20 protein-coding genes are annotated in these 18,889 nt (G+C 69.7%); 10 read left to right on the top strand and 10 right to left on the bottom strand.

What is annotated here, in order from left to right; translation table 11 throughout:
• The first annotated feature begins 157 nt into the window (after positions 1–157).
• Together ABZ794_RS19685 and ABZ794_RS19680 are read left to right on the top strand one after the other, a co-directional pair.
• Positions 158–970, top strand: a complete 813-nt coding sequence (locus ABZ794_RS19685) for a hypothetical protein (RefSeq protein ID WP_210781106.1) — start codon at positions 158–160, stop codon at positions 968–970.
• 205 nt (positions 971–1,175) lie between these two features.
• A complete protein-coding gene (locus tag ABZ794_RS19680; protein ID WP_210781105.1) occupies positions 1,176–2,000 on the top strand; it encodes a hypothetical protein in 825 nt (274 codons plus the stop codon).
• Positions 2,001–2,108: 108 nt separating this feature from the next.
• Here the strand turns inward: ABZ794_RS19680 and ABZ794_RS19675 are convergent, their stop codons facing one another.
• The 5 genes from ABZ794_RS19675 to ABZ794_RS19655 all read right to left on the bottom strand — a co-directional run bounded on the left by ABZ794_RS19675 (position 2,109) and on the right by ABZ794_RS19655 (position 6,433).
• Positions 2,109–2,612 (bottom strand): phosphoribosyltransferase, encoded by a 504-nt coding sequence (locus tag ABZ794_RS19675; RefSeq protein ID WP_357516794.1) that lies wholly within the window; start codon positions 2,610–2,612, stop codon positions 2,109–2,111.
• Positions 2,613–2,841: 229 nt separating this feature from the next.
• Positions 2,842–3,756, bottom strand: coding sequence for a DNA-processing protein DprA (locus ABZ794_RS19670; RefSeq protein WP_210781104.1), 915 nt, complete (start codon positions 3,754–3,756; stop codon positions 2,842–2,844).
• A gap of 117 nt (positions 3,757–3,873) precedes the next feature.
• Complete coding sequence (locus ABZ794_RS19665) at positions 3,874–5,895, bottom strand: hypothetical protein (RefSeq protein ID WP_210781103.1); 2,022 nt, start codon at positions 5,893–5,895, stop codon at positions 3,874–3,876.
• Positions 5,892–6,143 (bottom strand): hypothetical protein, encoded by a 252-nt coding sequence (locus ABZ794_RS19660; RefSeq protein ID WP_210781102.1) that lies wholly within the window; start codon positions 6,141–6,143, stop codon positions 5,892–5,894. The genes ABZ794_RS19665 and ABZ794_RS19660 overlap by 4 nt, the downstream gene beginning before the upstream one ends.
• A complete protein-coding gene (locus ABZ794_RS19655; RefSeq protein ID WP_210781101.1) occupies positions 6,140–6,433 on the bottom strand; it encodes a DivIVA domain-containing protein in 294 nt (97 codons plus the stop codon). Before ABZ794_RS19655 ends, ABZ794_RS19660 begins: the two co-directional genes overlap by 4 nt.
• A 207-nt stretch (positions 6,434–6,640) precedes the next feature.
• On the opposite strand from ABZ794_RS19655, the gene ABZ794_RS19650 reads away from it, so the two are divergent.
• Together ABZ794_RS19650 and ABZ794_RS19645 are read left to right on the top strand one after the other, a co-directional pair.
• Entirely contained in the window at positions 6,641–7,525 is an 885-nt protein-coding gene (locus tag ABZ794_RS19650; RefSeq protein ID WP_210781100.1) for a helix-turn-helix transcriptional regulator, read from the top strand.
• Positions 7,518–7,709, top strand: a complete 192-nt coding sequence (locus tag ABZ794_RS19645; protein WP_210781099.1) for a DUF397 domain-containing protein — start codon at positions 7,518–7,520, stop codon at positions 7,707–7,709. The genes ABZ794_RS19650 and ABZ794_RS19645 overlap by 8 nt, the downstream gene beginning before the upstream one ends.
• A 257-nt stretch (positions 7,710–7,966) precedes the next feature.
• Here the strand turns inward: ABZ794_RS19645 and ABZ794_RS19640 are convergent, their stop codons facing one another.
• From ABZ794_RS19640 to ABZ794_RS19630, 3 genes are all read right to left on the bottom strand, one after another.
• On the bottom strand, positions 7,967–8,779 hold the full coding sequence (locus ABZ794_RS19640; protein ID WP_210781098.1) for a DUF4352 domain-containing protein: 813 nt from the start codon (positions 8,777–8,779) through the stop codon (positions 7,967–7,969).
• Positions 8,780–9,199: 420 nt separating this feature from the next.
• Positions 9,200–10,027 carry a DUF3152 domain-containing protein gene (locus tag ABZ794_RS19635; protein WP_210781097.1) on the bottom strand — a complete coding sequence of 276 codons (828 nt, stop codon included), beginning with the start codon at positions 10,025–10,027 and terminating at the stop codon, positions 9,200–9,202.
• Between the two features lie 176 nt (positions 10,028–10,203).
• The gene (locus tag ABZ794_RS19630) at positions 10,204–11,376 is read right to left on the bottom strand and encodes an ROK family transcriptional regulator (protein WP_210781095.1); all 1,173 of its coding nucleotides are present in this window, start codon (positions 11,374–11,376) and stop codon (positions 10,204–10,206) included.
• 164 nt (positions 11,377–11,540) lie between these two features.
• Between ABZ794_RS19630 and ABZ794_RS19625 the strand changes: the two genes are divergently transcribed.
• Genes ABZ794_RS19625 through ABZ794_RS19600 form a run of 6 tightly spaced genes read left to right on the top strand, consistent with a single transcriptional unit; the run spans position 11,541 to position 16,528 of the window.
• A complete protein-coding gene (locus ABZ794_RS19625) occupies positions 11,541–12,269 on the top strand; it encodes an amino acid ABC transporter ATP-binding protein (RefSeq protein WP_210781094.1) in 729 nt (242 codons plus the stop codon).
• Positions 12,270–12,288: 19 nt separating this feature from the next.
• The gene (locus tag ABZ794_RS19620) at positions 12,289–13,257 is read left to right on the top strand and encodes a glutamate ABC transporter substrate-binding protein (protein ID WP_210781093.1); all 969 of its coding nucleotides are present in this window, start codon (positions 12,289–12,291) and stop codon (positions 13,255–13,257) included.
• A gap of 16 nt (positions 13,258–13,273) precedes the next feature.
• Entirely contained in the window at positions 13,274–13,918 is a 645-nt protein-coding gene (locus tag ABZ794_RS19615; protein WP_091393215.1) for an amino acid ABC transporter permease, read from the top strand.
• Positions 13,915–14,784, top strand: a complete 870-nt coding sequence (locus tag ABZ794_RS19610) for an amino acid ABC transporter permease (protein WP_210781092.1) — start codon at positions 13,915–13,917, stop codon at positions 14,782–14,784. The genes ABZ794_RS19615 and ABZ794_RS19610 overlap by 4 nt, the downstream gene beginning before the upstream one ends.
• The gene (locus ABZ794_RS19605; RefSeq protein WP_238691258.1) at positions 14,781–15,788 is read left to right on the top strand and encodes an asparaginase; all 1,008 of its coding nucleotides are present in this window, start codon (positions 14,781–14,783) and stop codon (positions 15,786–15,788) included. The genes ABZ794_RS19610 and ABZ794_RS19605 overlap by 4 nt, the downstream gene beginning before the upstream one ends.
• Positions 15,785–16,528 carry a copper homeostasis protein CutC gene (locus ABZ794_RS19600; RefSeq protein WP_357516788.1) on the top strand — a complete coding sequence of 248 codons (744 nt, stop codon included), beginning with the start codon at positions 15,785–15,787 and terminating at the stop codon, positions 16,526–16,528. The genes ABZ794_RS19605 and ABZ794_RS19600 overlap by 4 nt, the downstream gene beginning before the upstream one ends.
• Before the next feature lie 77 nt (positions 16,529–16,605).
• Here ABZ794_RS19600 and ABZ794_RS19595 read toward each other — a convergent pair whose 3' ends face one another.
• Both ABZ794_RS19595 and ABZ794_RS19590 read right to left on the bottom strand, forming a co-directional pair.
• Positions 16,606–18,294 carry a SulP family inorganic anion transporter gene (locus tag ABZ794_RS19595; RefSeq protein ID WP_357516786.1) on the bottom strand — a complete coding sequence of 563 codons (1,689 nt, stop codon included), beginning with the start codon at positions 18,292–18,294 and terminating at the stop codon, positions 16,606–16,608.
• Complete coding sequence (locus tag ABZ794_RS19590) at positions 18,291–18,629, bottom strand: metalloregulator ArsR/SmtB family transcription factor (protein ID WP_210781089.1); 339 nt, start codon at positions 18,627–18,629, stop codon at positions 18,291–18,293. Before ABZ794_RS19590 ends, ABZ794_RS19595 begins: the two co-directional genes overlap by 4 nt.
• Positions 18,630–18,889: the final 260 nt, after the last annotated feature.

The following is an 18,889-nucleotide window of genomic DNA, read 5'->3' as shown; positions in this document are numbered from 1 at the left end:
CCGACAGCAACGATCGCGTCTCGATCAGGGGTGGATCGGCGAGAACGCGGTGCCCCCGAATCGACCATGTGGGCTAGCGTGTCGTCGGTCCACTGGGAATCGCCCCAGGGTCCTACGGGGAAGAGGCACGCGCGTGTCGCTCTGGAAAAGGACCGCGGTGACAGCGGTGTCGGCGCTCACCGTGTTCGCTGTCTCGGCCTGCGACGTGGCATCCGGGTCGTCCGAGACGCCGAAACAGCCCAGCGCCCTGGAGTTGCTCACCAGCGATCCCAAGGGGGCGCTGCAGAAGACGGCCGAGGTCACCGACAGGGCCGATTCGGTGACGCTGATGATGCTGGGCACCGCGGGCGACGAGAAGATCTCGATGCAGGGCGTCCTGGACCCTGGCGACCCGGTCAAGGCCGAGATGACGATGGCGAACTCCAGGGGCACCATGAACACCGTCCGGATGATCGGCGCGGTCTTCTACGTCGAGATGCCGGCGGAGAGCCGCGCGAGCATGGGCGGCAAGCGCTGGTTGAGGCTTGACCCGACCACCGACGGCGACCAGGCTGGGCTGGATCTGACCAGGCAGTTCGACGACGTCGATCCGACCAGGCAGGTCAAGAGGCTGCTCGCCACCGAGGGCACGAGGGTGGTCGGGCAGGAGACGGCGAACGGGGTGGTCGCTGTCCACTACACCGTCACCACCCCCGTGGCGACCTACCTGGGCCAACTCGATGCCAAGCTGCGGGCAGGCGTCAAGAAGCAGATGACCACGTGGGGCGTCCGGGAAGTCACCGTCGACCTGTGGGTCGACGAGCAGTACCGACCCCGTCGGGCGGGCCTAGACATGGGCGCGTACGGCCACCTGGTGACCGACTACACCGACTACGGCGACGCAGTGCCCGTCGAGACGCCGCCGCTGGCGGAGATCGCCGACCTCGCCGAACTGCCCAAGGGCATCAAAGGTCTGACCACCGGTAGCTGACCGGACCGACGCACTCGACGCTCCGCTGTCGGGGTATCCCATCGACCCGGATACCCCGACAGCAACGATCGCGTGGCGATCAGCGCACGACGAGGACCCACTGGGCGAATCGGCAAAACGCGGTGCCCCCGAATCGATCAGGTGGGCTAGCGTGTCGTCGGTCTACTGGGGATCGTCCCAGATTCCTACGGGGGAAGGCGTGTACGTGTCATTTTGGAAGAAGCCGGCTCTGGTGGCGGTCTCGACGCTCACCGCGCTCGCCGTCTCCGCCTGCGGTGTGACGTCCGGAGCCTCCGAGGCGCCGAAGCAGCCCAGCGTCCTGGAGTTGCTGGCCAGTGATCTCAAGGGGTCGCTGCTGAAGGCGGCCGAGGCGACCGACAAGACCGAGTCGGTGACAGTGACGATGACGGGCACGATGGGCGGCGAGAAGATCTCGATGCAGGGTTTCCTGGACCTGGGTGACCCGCTCAAGGCCGAGATGAAGATGACCAACAGCAAGGGTGCCACGACCGTCCGGATGATCGGTGCCGTGATCTTCACCGAGATTCCAGCGGAGGGCCGCACGGCTACGGGCGGAAAGCGTTGGATGAAGATGGACCTGACCGGTCTGAGCGAGATGGCAGGCACAGGCTTCAGCAAGCAGCTCGAGGACATGGACCCGGTCAAGCAGGTCAAGACGCTGCTCGCCATCGAGGGCACGACGGTGGTCGGCCAGGAGACGGTGGATGGGGTGCCAACGGTGCACTACACCGTCACCACTCCCGTGGCGACCTACCTCAAGCAGATCGACGCCATGCGCCGCGACGCCACGGAGGAGACGCTGGCCACGCAGGGCGTCAAGGAGCTGAAGATCGACCTGTGGGTCGACGAGCAGTATCGGCCGCGTCGGGCGGGCATGGTCATGGGCAAGATGGGCGACATGGTGATCGACTACACCGACTACGGCAAGGCCGTGACCGTCGAGACCCCGCCGCCAGCGGAGACCGCCGACTTCGCCGAGATGCTCAAGGGCCTGACCGCCGACAGCTGACCAGAACTGGATTGCTGCCCGGCCGGCGCGGAGAGGCGCCCGCCGGGCAGTGCCGTCTAGGGGCAGGGGCAGCCCGCACAAAAAATCTGATTCCGAACGGACCCACGCTCATCGTTCTACAGCGCACTTAGCCGGGTCGAACATCGGATCCTCGATCGCCTTCAGCAGCGGTCGGGATGCCGCATGCTCCGGCCTGATGTGCCGCCCGAGCACCACGACCGCCACCGACGACGCGCCAGCGCTCTTCAACGCGTACGCCAGCGACTGCGCCCGGGAACCGGTCGTCCAGGTGTCGTCCAGGACCAGCGGCCGAACGTTGACGCTCTCGACCGGAAGCTGGACCGTGAACCAGTCGCGCTGGAACGTCCGCGTCTCAGATCCGTGGCGGGGATTGGACAGCGCCGTGAGCCACGGCAGTCCAAGACGGTCGCCGATCAGATCCTGCAGGGGGTGCGGATGAGCCTGGCCCCGGGTGCTCGGCACGACCACCACGTGGGTCGGCGCACCGCGCATCCGATCAGCGACGCAGTCGAGGTGCCGCTGCAGGAACAGCAACAGCAGTGCGAGCAGATTCCACCTAGCCTGGGCCGACCCCGGTGTGGACTTGTACAAGCGCAGATGGTGGTGATGCTGACCGGTACGCGGCGAGTAAGCGATTGGAGCGACCACGTCGGCGAGCAGGCCACCAGACGTCGTCTGGTGTTCCTGACAGGGGTAGCAGTAGTCGAACCCGGGAGTGCGGACACCGCGACACGTCGGGCAGATCCAGGGAAGAGTGGGCAGGGGATTTCGAAGGAAGTTCCGCTGGGTTTCCACGTACTCCCGGACCCTTGCCCACGGGTCAGAGGCTGGCGAAATCAGGAAAGCCCTCCAACTCGGCCGCGGCCGGTGAACGGTCGAGAATGGCGTCGACCGCCTCCACCAGGTCCATGGTCCCGTGCGCGACGTGGACGCCGGGCCGGGCGGCGAAGGCGCGTGCCCAGTCGTGCCGCATCACCTGACTGGTGAGCACCACGGGCCGACCGTGCTGAAGAGCGAGCCGTGCCTGGATCCGGGCTCCACTGCGTTCGCCGGCTTCGATGACCACGGTGGCAGCGGCGTAGCCGCTCATCACCGCGTTTCGCATTGGGAAGCTCTGCTTTGTCGGGGCGGCATCGGGCCAGAACTGGCTGAGCACCAATCCGACCTCTGCGATGTGCTCCTGGAGCGCGCGGTTGACCGTCGGGTAGTGGTGACGGATTCCGGTGCCGATGACCGCGACGGTGCGGCCCCCCGCCGCGAGTGCCGCCTGGTGGGCCGCGGTGTCGATCCCCTTCGCCAGACCGCTGACTACCGTCACACCACGGCGGGCAAGTGATTCTGAGACCGAGCTGGCGATCTCGACGCCTCGATCGCTCGCTTCGCGGCTGCCGACCACCGCGATGGCCCGAGCGTCGGGACGCGACTCACCTCGGGCGAAGAGCACTGGCGGCATCTCGCGGATGTCACGCAACTGGGCGGGGTAGTCGTCGTCGAAGAAGGCCCGCACAGTGATGCCCTCGGCCCGCCAGCCCGCGAGGTCGCCGGCCGCGGCCTCGATCAGCGAGTCGACGGAGCGGGTGTCGGGAAAGAGCGTGTCGGTCTGCCCGACGACCCGGCGCAGGACTGCCAGGGCGGTGCCGACCTCTTGAATGTCGTGCACGGCATCAGACCAGCCGAGGTCTGGCTGCCGCAGCAGCGCGATCAGCGCAGCCCGCTCCACCGTCACCCGGTCCATGCCCCTGATCGTAGAGGCAACTCCCGGTCGCCCGGCCCGCCGGCCACGCGGAGCCGGCAGAGAAGCCCGGCGCACCTCAGATCGCCCCACGTGATCGAACATATGTTCCCTCGACCCTCAGGTCAACCGAAGATCGCGCAGGTCGGGGGCTTCGGCGAGGAGGCGTACGCCGTCGCCGTCGTGTCGGTGCGCGGTGCAGCCGGCGCGGGTGAAGCGAACGGTGACCACCCTCCCGGCGTGCTGGGCCGCCAGGCGTAGCAGTTCCGGCTCGGGATCGGCGACGTCCCACGGCCCCGAGCCGGGCACCGGGATGGACACCGTCGGGTCGGTTGGGGCGGCCCCGGCTACGGCGTCGGTCAGGCACTCGACGCACCAGGAGAGCGCGGCGGCCAGGCTCGGCCGGTAGGGGAAGTCGTCGGGGCGGACAGGTGCGTCAAGCGGCTTCACCTCGACCGACCAGCGCAGTCCGTCGGCCAGCAGTGGGTCTGCGGCGTTGTGCCGCAGGTCGCAAACGGCCACCACGAGGGCCAGGTCGAGGCCGAGGGCGAGCCGCAGCAGCTCGGCCAGCGGCGGCGCGTCGGGAGGCGTCGCCACCACGATCAGACGGCCGGCCGGAGTACCCCGCCCTGCGCTGCGGACGTGCTCCCCGACCGGGTCGGCCCCGGCCCAGGGCAGTGTGACGTAGCCGTCGCGGAGGTCCTTGCCGATCTGCTGCCCGCCGTCGGCGTCGGCCAGGTCGTCGGGCCGCGCGCCGAGCACGGCCGCCCAGGAGCCCAGCCGGTAACGGTCCGGAAGCTGGACGACGGGCCTGCCGCCCGGTTGGGTGGCGACCAGCGGGGCAACCTCGGGCGTACCGGCCTGCCAGGCCAGGTGCACCACCCGGTGCCGCAGGTCGGTGACGGTGACCAGCACGGTCTGATGCAGGCGCTGGGTGTCGCCGCAGGTGAAGCAGTGCAGCGCGGATGGGCGCAGGCCGGCGCCGCAGCAGTGCGGGCAGTCGGGGTCGGCGGCGCGACCGCCGAGCCGGCAGTCGCAGGCGCGTAGCCGGCTGTGTGGTCGGCAGTCCGGGCACTGCCGCCAGTCGACGGGTTCACCCAGCCAGGGCGGGTCGGGCGGTTCGTAGCCGCGGCTGACCGGCACCAGCACGCGGCGGACGACCTGGCCGGTGGGCTGCTCCGCGAGGGTCTCCACTGGCTCGCCGGCGCGCAGAGTCGTGTGCCACCAGCGGCCGTTGCGCCACAGGGCCTGTGCGCCAGGCAACTCGCCCCCGTCCAGGCCGACGCAGTCAGCGAGGACCCGGCGTTCGAGTTGGTCGACGTCCACGGCCGGGGCGGCGGGTGGGCGCGGCGAGTCGGGGCGAAGCAGCCGGGCGGGAGCGGCCAGGCCGCGCTCGGCAAGCCCGCTGAGCGCCCTGGCCACGTCGGTGCAGGCCAACACCTCCGGCAGGTCCCGGCACCAGCCGGGCGACCCGAGCGGCACCGGGGAGCCGGGCACCTCGTGCCGGATGGCCCAGCAGAACCCCGCGCCCTGCCGGCGGGCCTCGACGACCAGGTCGAGCAGCAGCAGGTCGGCCAGCGCGCACAGCCGGGCCAGCCGTGCGGCCGGGTCGACGGTCGCCGGGGCGGTGGATCGGCCCAGCACCAGCCGCCAGGGGGCGTGATCGGCCCGCAGGATGGCGTGGGCCTCCAACTCGTGCCGCAGCGCTGCGGGCAGGTCGGGCCGCCACTGCCGGTCCAGCCACAGCGAAGGCGCGTCGGCCTCATCCAGGACCGCGCCGACGGTGGCGGCGAGTTCGCGTACCCGGGAAGGAAGGTCGACCACCCAGTGGCCCGCCGGGTCGCGGTGGGGGTCGAGGCCGCCGGGCACGACCTGGTGGGACGCGACAGCGCCGGTGTCCAGGTTGGCGACGGTGACCACGAGCTGCGCCCGCCGCCGGCCGCGCCGGCCGCAGCGATAACAGGGGTACGCGACGCTGCCCGCGCCGCGACACTGCTCGCAGCTCCGGTACGCCTCCCGGCGCGGCCCGAGCGCGTCGGCGTCGGCGAGGAACCGGTCACCGTAGGTGGTGCACCGGCAAGGCTCCAGCGTGAAGGTCATCCCGTCGCAGTCCGGGCAGACGACGACGGGCGCGGCGGTCACCGACACCGCCGGGCCGCGCAGTCACCGTCGTGTTCCACCCGCCGCACGCACCGCCGACCGCCGTCGAGCGGCAGGTCGCAGAAGACCCGATGGCGTACGCCCTGCGCGTCCTCGGCCGACACGGTGGTCTCACCGGCGTCCACTTCGGTGAGGAAGGTCAGGGAGCGGGCCAGGGTGCCGGCAAAGTGTTGGGCGGCCGGCAGGCCGGCGGCGGTGAACGGCAGGTGCGCCACCCAGCGGGCGCTCATCGGCGGGCCGCCAGGTCCTCGCGGGCCCGCCGTGACTGCCAGCACCTCAGCGCATCCTTGATCCGCTCGGTCTCCCGCCGGCTGCTGCCCAGCGCCGCGTACACCTCGGCCAGATCGTGGGCGACGCGGTCGAGGAACTCGGCGACCTCCACGGCGTCCACGCCACGCCGGCCACGGCGGGTGAACCGGCGCCCGCGGACCTGCCAGGGCTTCAGGGGTACGTAGTTGGCCGCCCGATAGGGCGCCGGCCGGGGTGGCTCGGCCCGGAGATGACGGAGAAATGCGCGCACGAAGCAGCACCACCCTTCCTCATATTTGATCGACGATCACCGGCGCGGCAATTGCGCGTCCATCGCTGATGTCGGACCAATCTTGTAAGGTCGGAGGCACCATCGCAATGAATGTCGACTCACACTGTTCCGCTATTTATGGGCAACATTCCGGTGTTGCAGAACGGCTGTCGGGATGTTGCAAAACTCAACAGGAAGGAGAGCCGGGTGGCCGATGACATGGGCTCGACGGTGCCCCGACGCCAGCTCGGCAGGGCACTGCGTGACCTGCGCACCGAGGCGGGAGCGACCCTCGACGCGGTCGCCGAAGCGCTGGAGTGCAGCCGGCAGAAGGTGTGGCGGATCGAGAGCGGGCTCGGCTCGGTGCGCGGCGTCGACGTCCGAGCGATGTGCGAGCTGTACGGGGCGACGGGCGAGCTGACCCGGGCGCTCATCTCCCTGGCCGGCGAGACGAAGGCGAAGGGCTGGTGGCACGCGTACGGCGATGCCGTCCCGGAATGGTTCGAGCTGTACGTCGGCCTCGAATCCGCCGCGTCGAAGCTCCGCTTCTACAAGAACAGTCTTGTGCCTGGCATCCTTCAAAGCCGCGACTATGCCCGGGGCATCTACCGCATCGACCAGCCGGACATGAGCGACGATGACCGGGAGCGAGCGGTCGAGCTTCGGCTACAACGACAGTCCCTGCTGACCCGCCGCCTGCCACGGGCTCCGCAGGTGCAGGTGGTGCTCTGCGAGTCGGTGCTCCTTCGGCCGGTAGGCGGCCCCGAGACCGTGGTGGATCAACTCCACAACCTACTTCGGTTGACCCGCCTGCCGAACATCTCGATTCGCGTGTTACCCCTGATCGCGGGGCCCCACCACGGGACCGTTGCTGGCGAGTTCGTGCTTCTTGATTTTCCGATCGGCAACCGAAGCATGCCTGAGCCGCCGTTGGTCTACAGCGAGGCGATCACGGGCGCTCTCTACCTCGACCGTCCCAATGAGTTCGCGACCTATGAGAAGGTCTGGTCGAGCCTGCTGTCACTCGCCCTCGATGAGGGACAATCGTTCCAACTGATCAACAAGATCATCGGGGAGGTTCACCATGGTTGACCTGACGGGCGCTTCCTGGCGCAAGAGCACCCGCAGCGCGGGCAATGGCGGTGAGTGCGTCGAGGTTGCCGACAACCTGCTCGGCATCGTCGCCGTACGCGACAGCAAAGACCCGCACGGACCGGCCCTCACCTTCTCCCCCACCGCCTGGGCAAGCTTCGTTCGGGGAACCCACCGCCACTAACCTGTGAGCAGCGAGCGCGCTCACGTTGAGCCTTCGTCAGGTGACTCCTCAGACGTAACCCGGCGCACGCTGACTTGCGGTTATCACTACCCAACACCTGCCCTAACGACGAGGCCCCCAGCGCTTGCCGGGGGCCTCGCTCTTCACTCAGGCGGACCAGGTGCGACGGCCGGTCGAGAACTTCGGTGGACGTGTCGGGCGTTGAGAGCGCATCGTGACACTGGTCTGGGCATCATCGCCGGGAGGCTTGGCGGCGGTCAGAGTGCGACGACGGCGTCCTCGGCGAGGGTGAACAGCCCGGCGTCCAGGGTGATCGTTTTGAGCTTGGTGCCCTTCGGAACGTCGAAGAACACGTTCGCGGTCACCGAGTTGCCCGGATTGATCTCATCGAGGAATCCCTGCCCGTCATCATTGCCGTAGATCCCGGCCTCGCCGTCGACCTCGTATTTCCGGCCACTCCCGTCCTGCGCGGAAATACTGCCGTCGGCGTGGAAGCTGTGCGCCTTCTTAGTAACGTTTTTGACCGTCACGCTGACTCTGCAGAACGTGCCCTGCGCCTTGGTGTTGAGGAACTCGCTGCCTACCTTCGCGATCCCACACTTCACGCTCTTGACGGTGAATTCGAAATCACCGCCGCGCACCTTGTCGCCGATGCCGGCTACCTTGGGCTTCGTCTCTGCGGGAGCCGCCGAAGTCTTGGCCGGCGTGGGTGCGACCGCCTCGTCTGCCGGTGGCGCTGCGCTCGCGGCAACGCTGTTCGTGGCGGCGGGTGCGCCACTGCTAACGGCGGCGGCGTCAACCTTCTTGTCATCAGCGGTAAGACTGACCACCATGGCGCCACCACAGCACAGCACCACGAACGCGCCGACCCCGATGAGAGTGGGAAGTAGCCAGGATGCACGCTTCTTTGGGGCGGGCGGCGGCGGGAACTGGCCGGGCGGCGGCGGAGACTGACCTAATGGGGGCGGCGGGAACTGCCCGGCGGGCACCTGCGAGAACTGAGCCGTCGGTGGCATCGGCGGCTGGCCGGCGGGGAGCTGATTCTGGTGAGGCTCGTTGGGTGCCGTCATCGAGTGGTGTCTCCCGGGTCTTGACTGGCGCTGCTGCGCAAAGAAGCAAAGCGCTTTGCACAGTGCCATAGGCACCCTTGGAGATTAGTCCTCCGGCCGGGCTGGAACCACACGACGAGGCAGCTTATAAAGCACCCGGTCTGACCAGACCAATGTCAGCCGTTCAGGCAATTCTTGAACTCGGTCCAGCGAATATCCAAATACCTCCACTCTCAGCTCTGTCAGATATCCTACAAAAGGCCTCTTTGTCTGACGGCTGGCCTGTGATTCCCCGGTCAGGGGCCGGGAGGAAAGAGCGCCTTCGCCGCAGACCCAGCACGGCCGGAAGGACATCGACCACGGTACCCATTCTCGACCGTGCGACCCCACGGAAACCGTCCAATTCGGTGGACCGCAGGCCATCAAGTCCGGATCACCAGGTCAGGACGGCGCCCACGGTCCGCTGACGAACTGCCCGTTGCCGACGAACGGGCTGACGTTGGGCACGCACCCGCCCAGGCCCATCGTCTGGGTCATCATGACCGGGGCCGGCTTGCCGCGACCGCCGCACTTCATGTGGGCGAAGCCGAGGAAGTGGCCGAACTCGTGATTGATCACGCCGGCGTGGTACTCGTCGATGCTGACCGGGTATCCCGGTGAGCCCTGGAGCCAACGCCGCAGGTTGATCATGATGGTCTTGCCGTACTTGCAGGAGTAGACGCCCTCGGTGTCGACGCCACTAGCGCCGCAGAGTCTGTCCACTGTCCTCGGTGTCGCGAGCCGCACGTCGACGTCGACCTTAGAGGTGCCGACCCGCTGGAAGGACCACGACGCCCGGGTCAGGTTCACCGCGGCGTTGGTGACCGGGTGCTGTGCGGACGTGGCCCACCCGTTCGGTGCGGCCAGCACCTGGTCGATGCTCGCGGCGAACCGGTCCGGCTTCCAGGCGGGGATGTCACCCCAGGCGATGCCCTTCTCCACCGAGACGCTGTAGCGCACCCGCTTCTTGCCCTTGCCGATCACGCGACCGTTGCCGGTGGCGGTGGTGAAGGTGCCGGCGGCCCTGGTGGGGATCTGCGCGTCGGTCGGGATCTCCGGAGTCGGGCTGGAGGTCGGTGTGTCCTTGGGGCTCGGAGCTGAGCTGTGCGTACTCGGGCCGGAGCGTGGGACTTCGGCCTGCCCGGACGCCGGTGCCGACAGGCCACAGGCGGCGGTTGCCAGCACCACTGCCAACGAGATCGGCACGAGCAGCCGTCCGTTGATCCGCACGTCGAAACCTCCTGGGGCAGTCACGGGTGAGTGAGGAACATCGGAAGGCTACGTGACTGCCTGTAAGGAAACTGTCAGGATGATTGGTGTCGACGCACGCGTAAAATCGGATAGATCCGGCATGCTACACAGAAGAAGATAACCCTAGGTGACCACTGCGGTTGCTTTGAGCGAGATCAGGCGGACGCTACGACGTGGTCGATCACCAGGTGGGCGGCACCGGTGATGCCGACGTCCTGGCCGGCGGCGACCCGTTCGATGAGCAGGGTCTGGGTGGCCAGCGGGAGGCACCGTTCGTAGAGGGTGGCCCGCATGCTGGCCAGCAGCGGCTCGCAGTCGGCGAGCCGACCACCGATGGCCACCACCTGCGGGTTGAAGAAGTTGACCACCACGGCCAGGATCTCGCCGACTGCGCGACCGGCCTGCCGGGCGAGGGCGGTGGCCTGCCGGTCACCGTCGTCGATCAGGCGGATCACACCGGTCAGGTCGGAGACCGGCACACCCTGCTCCCGCAGCGCGGTGACCAGTGCGGCGCCGCTGGCCACCGCCTCCAGGCAACCGGCGTTGCCACAGGTGCACGGTGGCGCGGGATCGGCCACCACCCGGCAGTGGCTGATGTCCCCGGCCGAGCCCTGCGCGCCCCGGTGCAACCGTCCACTGGAGATCACCCCGGAGCCGATTCCGGTGCCAGCCTTGATGTAGACAGCGTGGTCCAACTCGGAATGCGCGGTGCGGTGCGCGCCGAGCGCCATCAGGTTGGCGTCGTTGTCCACGATGACCGGCACGTCGACCCGGTCGGCGCAGAACGCGGCGACGTCGAAGCCGTTCCAGCCGGGCATCCGCGACGGGCTGACTATCCGCCCGGTGGAGTGCTGCACCGGACCGGGAATCCCGATGCCGATGCCACGGAGCGCACCTGACGCCGAGCCGCCGGTCGCCGGGGCGCTGCCCACCAGCGTGGCGACCTCGGCGAGTAGCGCGCCGAGCACCGCCTCCGGGCCGTCCTCGATGCGGACCGGCAGGGTGCGGGCCTGGACCACCCGCCCGGAGAGGTCCAGCGCACCGACGCGGGCGTGATGCGCGCCGAGGTCGATGGCGCCGACCACGGCGCCGCCGGTGGGCACCGCGAGTTGGCGGGGTCGCCGGCCACCCCGGGACCGCCCGGCGCCGGCCTCCTCCAGCAGCCCCTGGCTGATCAACGCCTCGACCCGCTGGGAGACCGTCGACGGGGAGAGCCCGGAGAGGCGGGACAGGTCGGCCCGACTGACGGCCGCACCGGTGGCCACCCAGCGCAGTAGCTCCCGGGGGCCGCCCCGGAGGGCATCGCGTGGCGCGTCGTCAATCGTCACGTCAGCTTCTTAGCACCCGGAGTTTGTTCAAGCAACCGGTTGACTTAGTTTCCTGGCTACCTTTAGATGGCGCTGTTGGTTCGATATGAAGCTGACTTAGTTTTGTAGTCGAAGGAAGTGAGGCCCGTCTGGTGGCACCGAAGACGACGGATGCGGACCGACCGATGGTGTCGGTACGCGGCCTGAACAAGTGGTTCGGTCCGCTGCACGTGCTCAAGGACATCGACCTCACGGTGGCCGCCGGCGAGGTGGTCGTCGTGGTGGGGCCCTCCGGCTCCGGCAAGTCGACACTGTGCCGCTGCCTCAACCGCCTGGAGACCGCCGGGCAGGGCAGCGTCGAGATCGACGGTGAGCCGCTGCCCGCCGAGGGCCGCGCGCTGGCCCGGCTGCGCGCCGATGTCGGCATGGTCTTCCAGTCCTTCAACCTCTTCGGCCACAAGACGGTGCTGGACAACATCACCCTCGGCCCCACCCGGGTCCGCCGGATCCCCCGACCCGAGGCGCGGCAGCAGGCGATGGCCCTGTTGGAGCGCGTCGGTATCGCCGACAAGGCAGACCACCACCCGGCCCAACTCTCCGGCGGGCAGCAGCAGCGGGCCGCGATCGCCAGAGCCCTGGCGATGCAACCGAAGGTGCTGCTCTTCGACGAGCCGACCTCGGCCCTCGACCCGGAAATGGTCAACGAGGTGCTCGACGTGATGGTCTCCCTCGCCGCCGAGGGGATGACCATGATCGTGGTGACCCACGAGATGGGCTTCGCCCGTCGCGCCGCCGACCGGGTGGTCTTCATGGACGACGGCCGGATCGTCGAATCCGGCGCACCCGACGACTTCTTCGCAGCCCCGCGCACCGAGCGGGCCCGCGACTTCCTATCCAAGATCCTCCAGCACTAGCCCCCAACGGGAGGGTGTCATGTCAATCCTCAAGATGAGCTTCACCGGGCGGCGGTCGCTCGCCCTCACCGCCACCGCTGTGGCGGTGGCCCTCGCCGCCGCCGGCTGCGGCGGCGACAGCGGCGGCAGCGCTCCGACGTTGCCCGGCAACCCCGGCCTGGGCGGCGACGGCGTGGTCGCCCAATCGGTGTACGACGCCGCCCCGGTGGCCACCGACGCGGACATCCCGGCCGGTTCGACGATGGAGGCGATCCGCAAGCGCGGCTACCTGAACATCGGCGGATCTCTGGACGCGCCACTGCTCGCCCAGCAGAACCCGGTCAGCGGCACCATCGAGGGCTTCGACGCCGACATGGCGAAGTTGCTGGCGAAGTACATCATCGGCAAGCCCGAGGTGAAGACGACGACCATCGGCACCCAGACCCGGGAGGCCATGCTCCAGGCCAAGTCGGTGGACGCGGTCTTCCAGACGTACACGATCACCCCGCAGCGGGCCACCCAGGTCGCCTTCGCCGGGCCGTACCTCACCTCCGGCCTCGCCGTCGGGGTCCGCAAGGACGACACCTCGATCAAGAGCGTGAAGGACCTCGCCGGCAAGACCGTGATCGTCGGGGCGAACACCCCCGCCGTCACCGCGCTGCCCTCCGCCGCGCCCGGCTCGAAGCAGATCGCCTTCGGCACCGACCCGCAGGCGTTGCAGGCGCTGCTGCAGAAGCGCGGCGACGCGTACGTGCAGGACTTCACGCTGCTCGCCTCGGGCGCCAAGGCGAACCCGGGGATGAAGGTGGTGGGCGAGCCGTTCACCACCGAGGCGTACGGCATCGGCCTCAACAAGGAGGACGTGCAGTTCAAGGAGTTCGTCAACAACTGGCTGAAGAAGATCCAGGCTGACGGCACCTGGGCGAAGGTCTGGGAAGGCACCCTCGGCTCGGTGGTGGAGGGTGGGGCGCCCACCCCGCCCGCCCTCGGTTCCGCCGACGGCTCCTGAGCAGCCTCTCGTACCGATGGAAGCCCTCACCTCCCACCTGAGCGAGCTTGGCCACGGCCTGGTCACGACGGTCGAACTGACCGTCGTGACCACCGTCGGGGCGATGCTGCTGGGCATCGTCGTGGCCACCCTGCGCATCGCCCCCGTCCCGCTGCTGCGCGCCATCGGCACCGCGTACGTGGAGGTGTTCCAGAACCTGCCGCTGCTGGCGCTACTGGTGCTCTTCGTGTTCGCGCTGCCGACCATCGGCATCACGTTCCCGCTGTTCACCTCAGCCGCGATCGTCATCGCGGTGTACGAGGGGGCGTACCTGGCCGAGGCGATCCGCGCCGGGATCAACACCGTCGGTGTGGGCCAGGCTGAGGCAGCCCGAGCCATCGGGCTCACCTTCGGCCAGTCCCTGCGGCACGTGATCCTGCCGCAGGGACTCCGGGCGGTGATCCAGCCGATCGGCAACATCTGCATCGCGCTGCTGATGAACACCTCGCTGGCCGCCGCCGTCGGCGTGGTCGAGCTGACCCAGGCGGCCAACACCGTCAACCTGGTCGAGGCTCAACCGATCGCTGTCTTCACCGGCGCGGGCCTCGCCTACATGCTGCTGGCGCTGATCATCGGTCAGGTCACCGGCCTGCTCGAACGAAGGCTGGCGATCGTCCGATGAACAAGACGCAACAGATCCTCTTCGACGAACCCGGTCCGCGCGCCCAACGGCGGATCCGGATCGCCACAGTGCTGGGCGCCGTTCTCCTGGCCGGTGCCCTGGTCGCGGCCGTCTACCAGTTCGCCAGCCACGGTGAGTTGGCCGCCGCCCGATGGGAACCGTTCACCACCTGGCCCATCTGGCGGTACCTGCTCAACGGTCTGTGGGCCACGCTGCGCGCCGCCGCCGCGACCGCAGTGCTCAGCGCCGCGCTCGGACTGCTCCTGGCGCTCGGCCGGCTGTCGACGCACCGACCGCTGCGCTGGCTGGCCGGCGCGTACGTGGAGATCTTCCGGACCGTCCCCACCCTGCTGCTGATCTACGTGACGCTGTTCGCCCTGCCGCAGTACGGGCTGAACTTCCCGCTGTTCTGGAAGCTCGTGGTGCCGCTGGTGGTCTCCAACTCGGCGGCGTTCGCGGAGATCTTCCGGTCCGGCATCCTGGCGCTGGACCGTGGGCAGACCGAGGCCGGGCTCGCGGTCGGGCTGCGCCGCGGGCAGGTGATGGCGCTGGTGGTCCTGCCGCAGGCCCTGCTCCAACTCGCCCCGTCACTGGTCAGCCAGCTCGTCGGGCTGCTCAAGGACACCTCGCTCGGCTTCGTGGTCAGCTACACCGAGCTGCTCTACAGCGGGCAGGTGCTCTCCTCGTACACCCATCTGTTGATCCAGACGTTCCTGGTGGTGGCGCTGATCTACCTGGTCGTCAACGCCTCGCTGTCGAAGTTCGCCCGCGTCCTCCAGGCCCGCAACGGCCGCTTCGGTGGACGGCGCGGACGGCGGAGCGCCGAGCTGCCCCCACCACTCCTCGAAGGGAACACTCCCCGGTGACCATCTTCCGCTACGCCGAACTGGCCCGGGTCGTGCGCAACGGCTTCGTGGAGAGCCGGCACTACGGCAGCGTCGTGGTGCTCGCCCCGGACGGAAAGGTCGCCCTCGCCGCCGGCGTACCCGACGAGCCGGTGCTGCCCCGCTCCACCCTCAAGCCGGTGCAGGCACTGGCCTGCCGGATCGCGGCGGGCGACGAGCTGACCGGCCCGGCGCTGGCCCTCGCCGCCGGCAGCCACACCGGCGACGACAGGCACGTCGAGGTGGTGCGGGCGATGCTGGCCGGGGCCGGCCTGACCGAGAACGCGCTCGGCTGCCCGGAGGACTGGCCGGAGGACGAACCGACCCGGGACCGGCTGATCCGCGCCGACGGGCAGCGCGACCGGGTCCGGATGAACTGCTCCGGCAAGCACGCCGCGATGCTCGTCGCCTGCGTCGCCCGGTCCTGGAGCACCCACGACTACCTCGACCCCGACCACCCGCTCCAGCGGGAAACCGCCGCCGCCGTCGCCAGGCTGGCCGGCACGCCGATCGCGCACCACGCTGTCGACGGCTGCGGGGCACCGCTGTTCGGCCTGTCGCTGACCGGCCTGGCCCGCACCTTCCAGGCGTTGGTCACCGCGCCGGCCGGCAGCGACGAGGCGCTGGTCGCGCAGGCCATGCGCCAACACCCGGAGTACGTCGGCGGCTGGAACGGGCACCCGAACACCGACCTGATGCGGGCGCTGCCCGGCGTCCTCGCCAAGGGCGGGGCCGAAGGCGTTCTCGCGGTGGCCGCACCGGACGGTCACGCGGTGGCGGTGAAGGCGATCGACGGTTCGCCCCGAGCCACCACCGCCATCGCCCTCGCCGCCCTCGACGCCGTGGGCGTACCGGTGGGTGGGGCCGACGCGCTGCGCCAGGTGCCGGTGCTCGGCGGCGGCGTACCCGTTGGTGCCGTCACGGCCGTCATCGACTGGACCACGGCATCGTCTCGTACGTCTCGCACGGAAGAGGAAGAATCATGAACACATTCGAGATCTGCATCGACAGCGTCGAGGGAGCGGTCGCCGCCGAGGAGGCCGGCGCCGACCGGGTGGAGTTGTGCTCCGCGCTCTTCGACGGCGGGCTGACCCCCAGCCTGGGCAGCATCGAGACGACAGTGCGCGCGGTCAGCCGGATCCGGGTACACGTGATCGTCCGTCCTCGGGCCGGCGACTTCATCTACTCGCCGTTCGAGATCGAGGCCATGGAGCGGGACGTCCGGGCCGCGGTGGCGGCCGGTGCGCACGGCATCGTGATCGGCGCGTTGACCGCCGAGGGTGACGTCGACGTGCCGACCACCCGCCGGCTGATCGCCGCCGCGGGCGACGCCAGCATCACCTTCCACCGGGCGTTCGACATGACCCGCGACCCGCACGCGGCGCTGGAGCAGCTGATCGAGCTGGGCGTGCACCGGGTGCTCACCTCGGGTCAGGAGGTCAGCGTGCTGGAGGGTGCTCCGCTCATCGCCGACCTGGTGCGCCGGGCCGCCGGCCGGATCGTCATCATGCCGGGCGGTGGCATCACGCCACGCAACATCGCCCGGATCGTCGAGGCGACCGGCGCCGACGAGTACCACTTCGCGGCCCTGGTCAGCTCGGACAGCCCGGCCGTGCACCGCAACCCGGCGCCGCTGATGGGTGGCAGCCTGAACCGGCCCGAGTACGAGCGCTCCGGCACCTCCGGCGCCCTGGTCGGCCAGGTGCTCGCCGCCGCCCGCGCCTGACCGTCGGATCGCGCCCCCGGGCGTGATCGTGCGCGAACATGGAAGTAGTGGCCTCCCCACCTGAGGAGGCCACTACTTCATGGATCGAGCACGATCGGGTGGCCCGCTGCGGGGAGCGCGACGGTGCGGGCGTACCGGATGGCGGCGGGCGTGTCCGGGAAGAGCAACTCCTCGCGGCGCAGGTCGTCAGCCACCCCCAGGGTGGCCAGCACCTCGTCGTGTGCGGGGTTGATACCGGAGAGCAGGACGATGATCCCGCGTCCGCGTAGCCGCCGGATCGCATCGCCGAGGACGTGCGCGCCGGTGCCGTCCATTGTGGTCACCCGGGACATTCGCAGGATGACGACACGGACGTCGGTGACCTCGGAGAGTTCGAGGAGGAAGGTGTGGGCCGCAGCGAAGAAGAGCGGCCCGTCCAGCCGGTACGCGACGATGTGTTCGGTGAGCAGCGCGTACTCCTCGGCGCTGTGTTCCCCTGGGTCGAGGGGCACCTGTTCCAGCCGGGCGCTGCGGGCCACCGCGCGCAGGGCGAGCACCACGGCGACGCCGACGCCGACCGCGACGGCGGTGACGAGGTCCCAGATCACCGTGACGGCGAAGGTGAGCACCAGCACCACCGCGTCACCCCGGGTGGCCCGGGCCAGCGCCCACAGCGACCCAGCCTCCACCATCCGGACGGTGGTGGCCAGCAGCACCCCGGCCAGGGCGGCGAGCGGGATCCGGCCGACCAACGGCGCGGCGGCCAGCACGATGGCGGCGAGGGCGACGGCGTGGGTGAGGGCCGCCAGCTTCGAGGCCGCCCCGGCGCGGACGTTGACAGCCGTCCGGGCGATGGCGGCGGTCGCCGGGATACCGCCGAAGAGGGGGGCGGCGAGGTTGGCCATCCCCTGACCGAAGAGTTCCCGGTCCGGGTCGTGCCGCTCGCCGACGGTCATGCCATCGGCAACGGTGGCGGAGAGCAGACTCTCCAGGGCGGCGAGCGCGGCGACGGCGAGAGCGCTGGGAAGCAGCACGCCCAGTGCGCCGAGGTCGAGGAAGCTGAGCGAGGGCGCGGGCAGGCCCTGCGGCAACGCGCCGATCCGGATCAGATCGATCGGGATGACCTCGGCGAGGACGGTGGCGGCCCCCACACCGAGCAGCGAGAACGGCAGGCCGGGTCGCCACCGGGCACCCAGCAGCATCAGCGCCGCGACGGCGAGGGCCACCGCGAGCGCGGCCGGCCGCGGGTGTACGACGAAACGGGCGACCGCGTCGAAGGCGACGGCCCAGACCTTTTCCCCGTGCGCGTCGCTGACGCCGAGTGCGGCGGGCACCTGTTGCAGCGCGATGACCACGGCGATGCCGGCGGTGAAGCCCTCCAGCACCGGGGTGGGCAGGTAGCGGACGTAGCGGCCAAGGCGTGCCACGGCGAGCGCGATCAGCACCAGGCCAGCCATCGCCCCGACCATCAGCACGCCGGTGGCTCCGAACTGCTGCACCACCGGCACCAGCACCACTGTCATCGCCCCGGTCGGCCCGGAGACCTGGAGGTTGGAGCCCCCGAAGACAGCGGCCACCGCACCGGCGATCACGGCGGTGATCAACCCGGCCTGGGCGCCCAGCCCGGAGGTGACACCGAACGCCAGGGCCAACGGCAGCGCCACCACCGCCACGGTGAGCCCGGCCAGCAGGTCCCGGCGCGGTGAGCGGTGGACCGCGGCCCAGTCGGCCCGGCCGGGCAGCAGCCCGAGGAGCCGCTCTCGGGCCACCTGGATGGCGCCGCTCACCTGTCCGCGCCGGTGGCGCGCAACTCCCCGAGCAGGCCGTCCCGGTCGGTGAGGACCGCGCCCAGGATCCGCCGCCCGGCGGCCAGCAGGTCGGCCACGTCCGGGGTGCTGAGGGCGTACATGACGAGGGGGCCGTCGCGGTGTGAGGTGACCATTCCGGCGCGGCGCAGCACGGCGAGTTGCTGGGAGAGGTTGGAGGCTTCGACCTCGATGGCGGCGAGCAGGTCGCGGACCGGCTTCGGACCGTCCTGGAGCAGTTCGAGGACCCGGATGCGCACCGGGTGCCCGAGGGTGCGGAACAGTTCCGCCTTGGCCTGGTACAGCGGCACCGACATGAGCACCCTCCCGATCGATACGAAGACTTTAGCACTTGAACAAGTCTTCAACTCGAGGCCACGACGCGGGTCCCAGGCAACGCCAGTGCGTTAGCGCGGCGGCCGGTTAGGCAAGACCTTGATCAGCAGCTGCCCTCGTCGTGGTGAGGGGGCACAGGCCACCCCCACCCCCTTTGCTCTGCACCCCAATAAGCACCAGTCGCAGACCGTAGCCGTCGCGCCCGCGGGTGCAGAGCAAAGGACAACCGACCGCCCCTCAC

This window comes from Micromonospora sp. NPDC047187, from assembly GCF_040643355.1.
Lineage (GTDB): Bacteria > Actinomycetota > Actinomycetes > Mycobacteriales > Micromonosporaceae > Micromonospora > Micromonospora salmantinae.
Note: the sequence above shows the minus strand (reverse complement) of the source record. Positions and strands in the feature narration are given on the sequence as shown.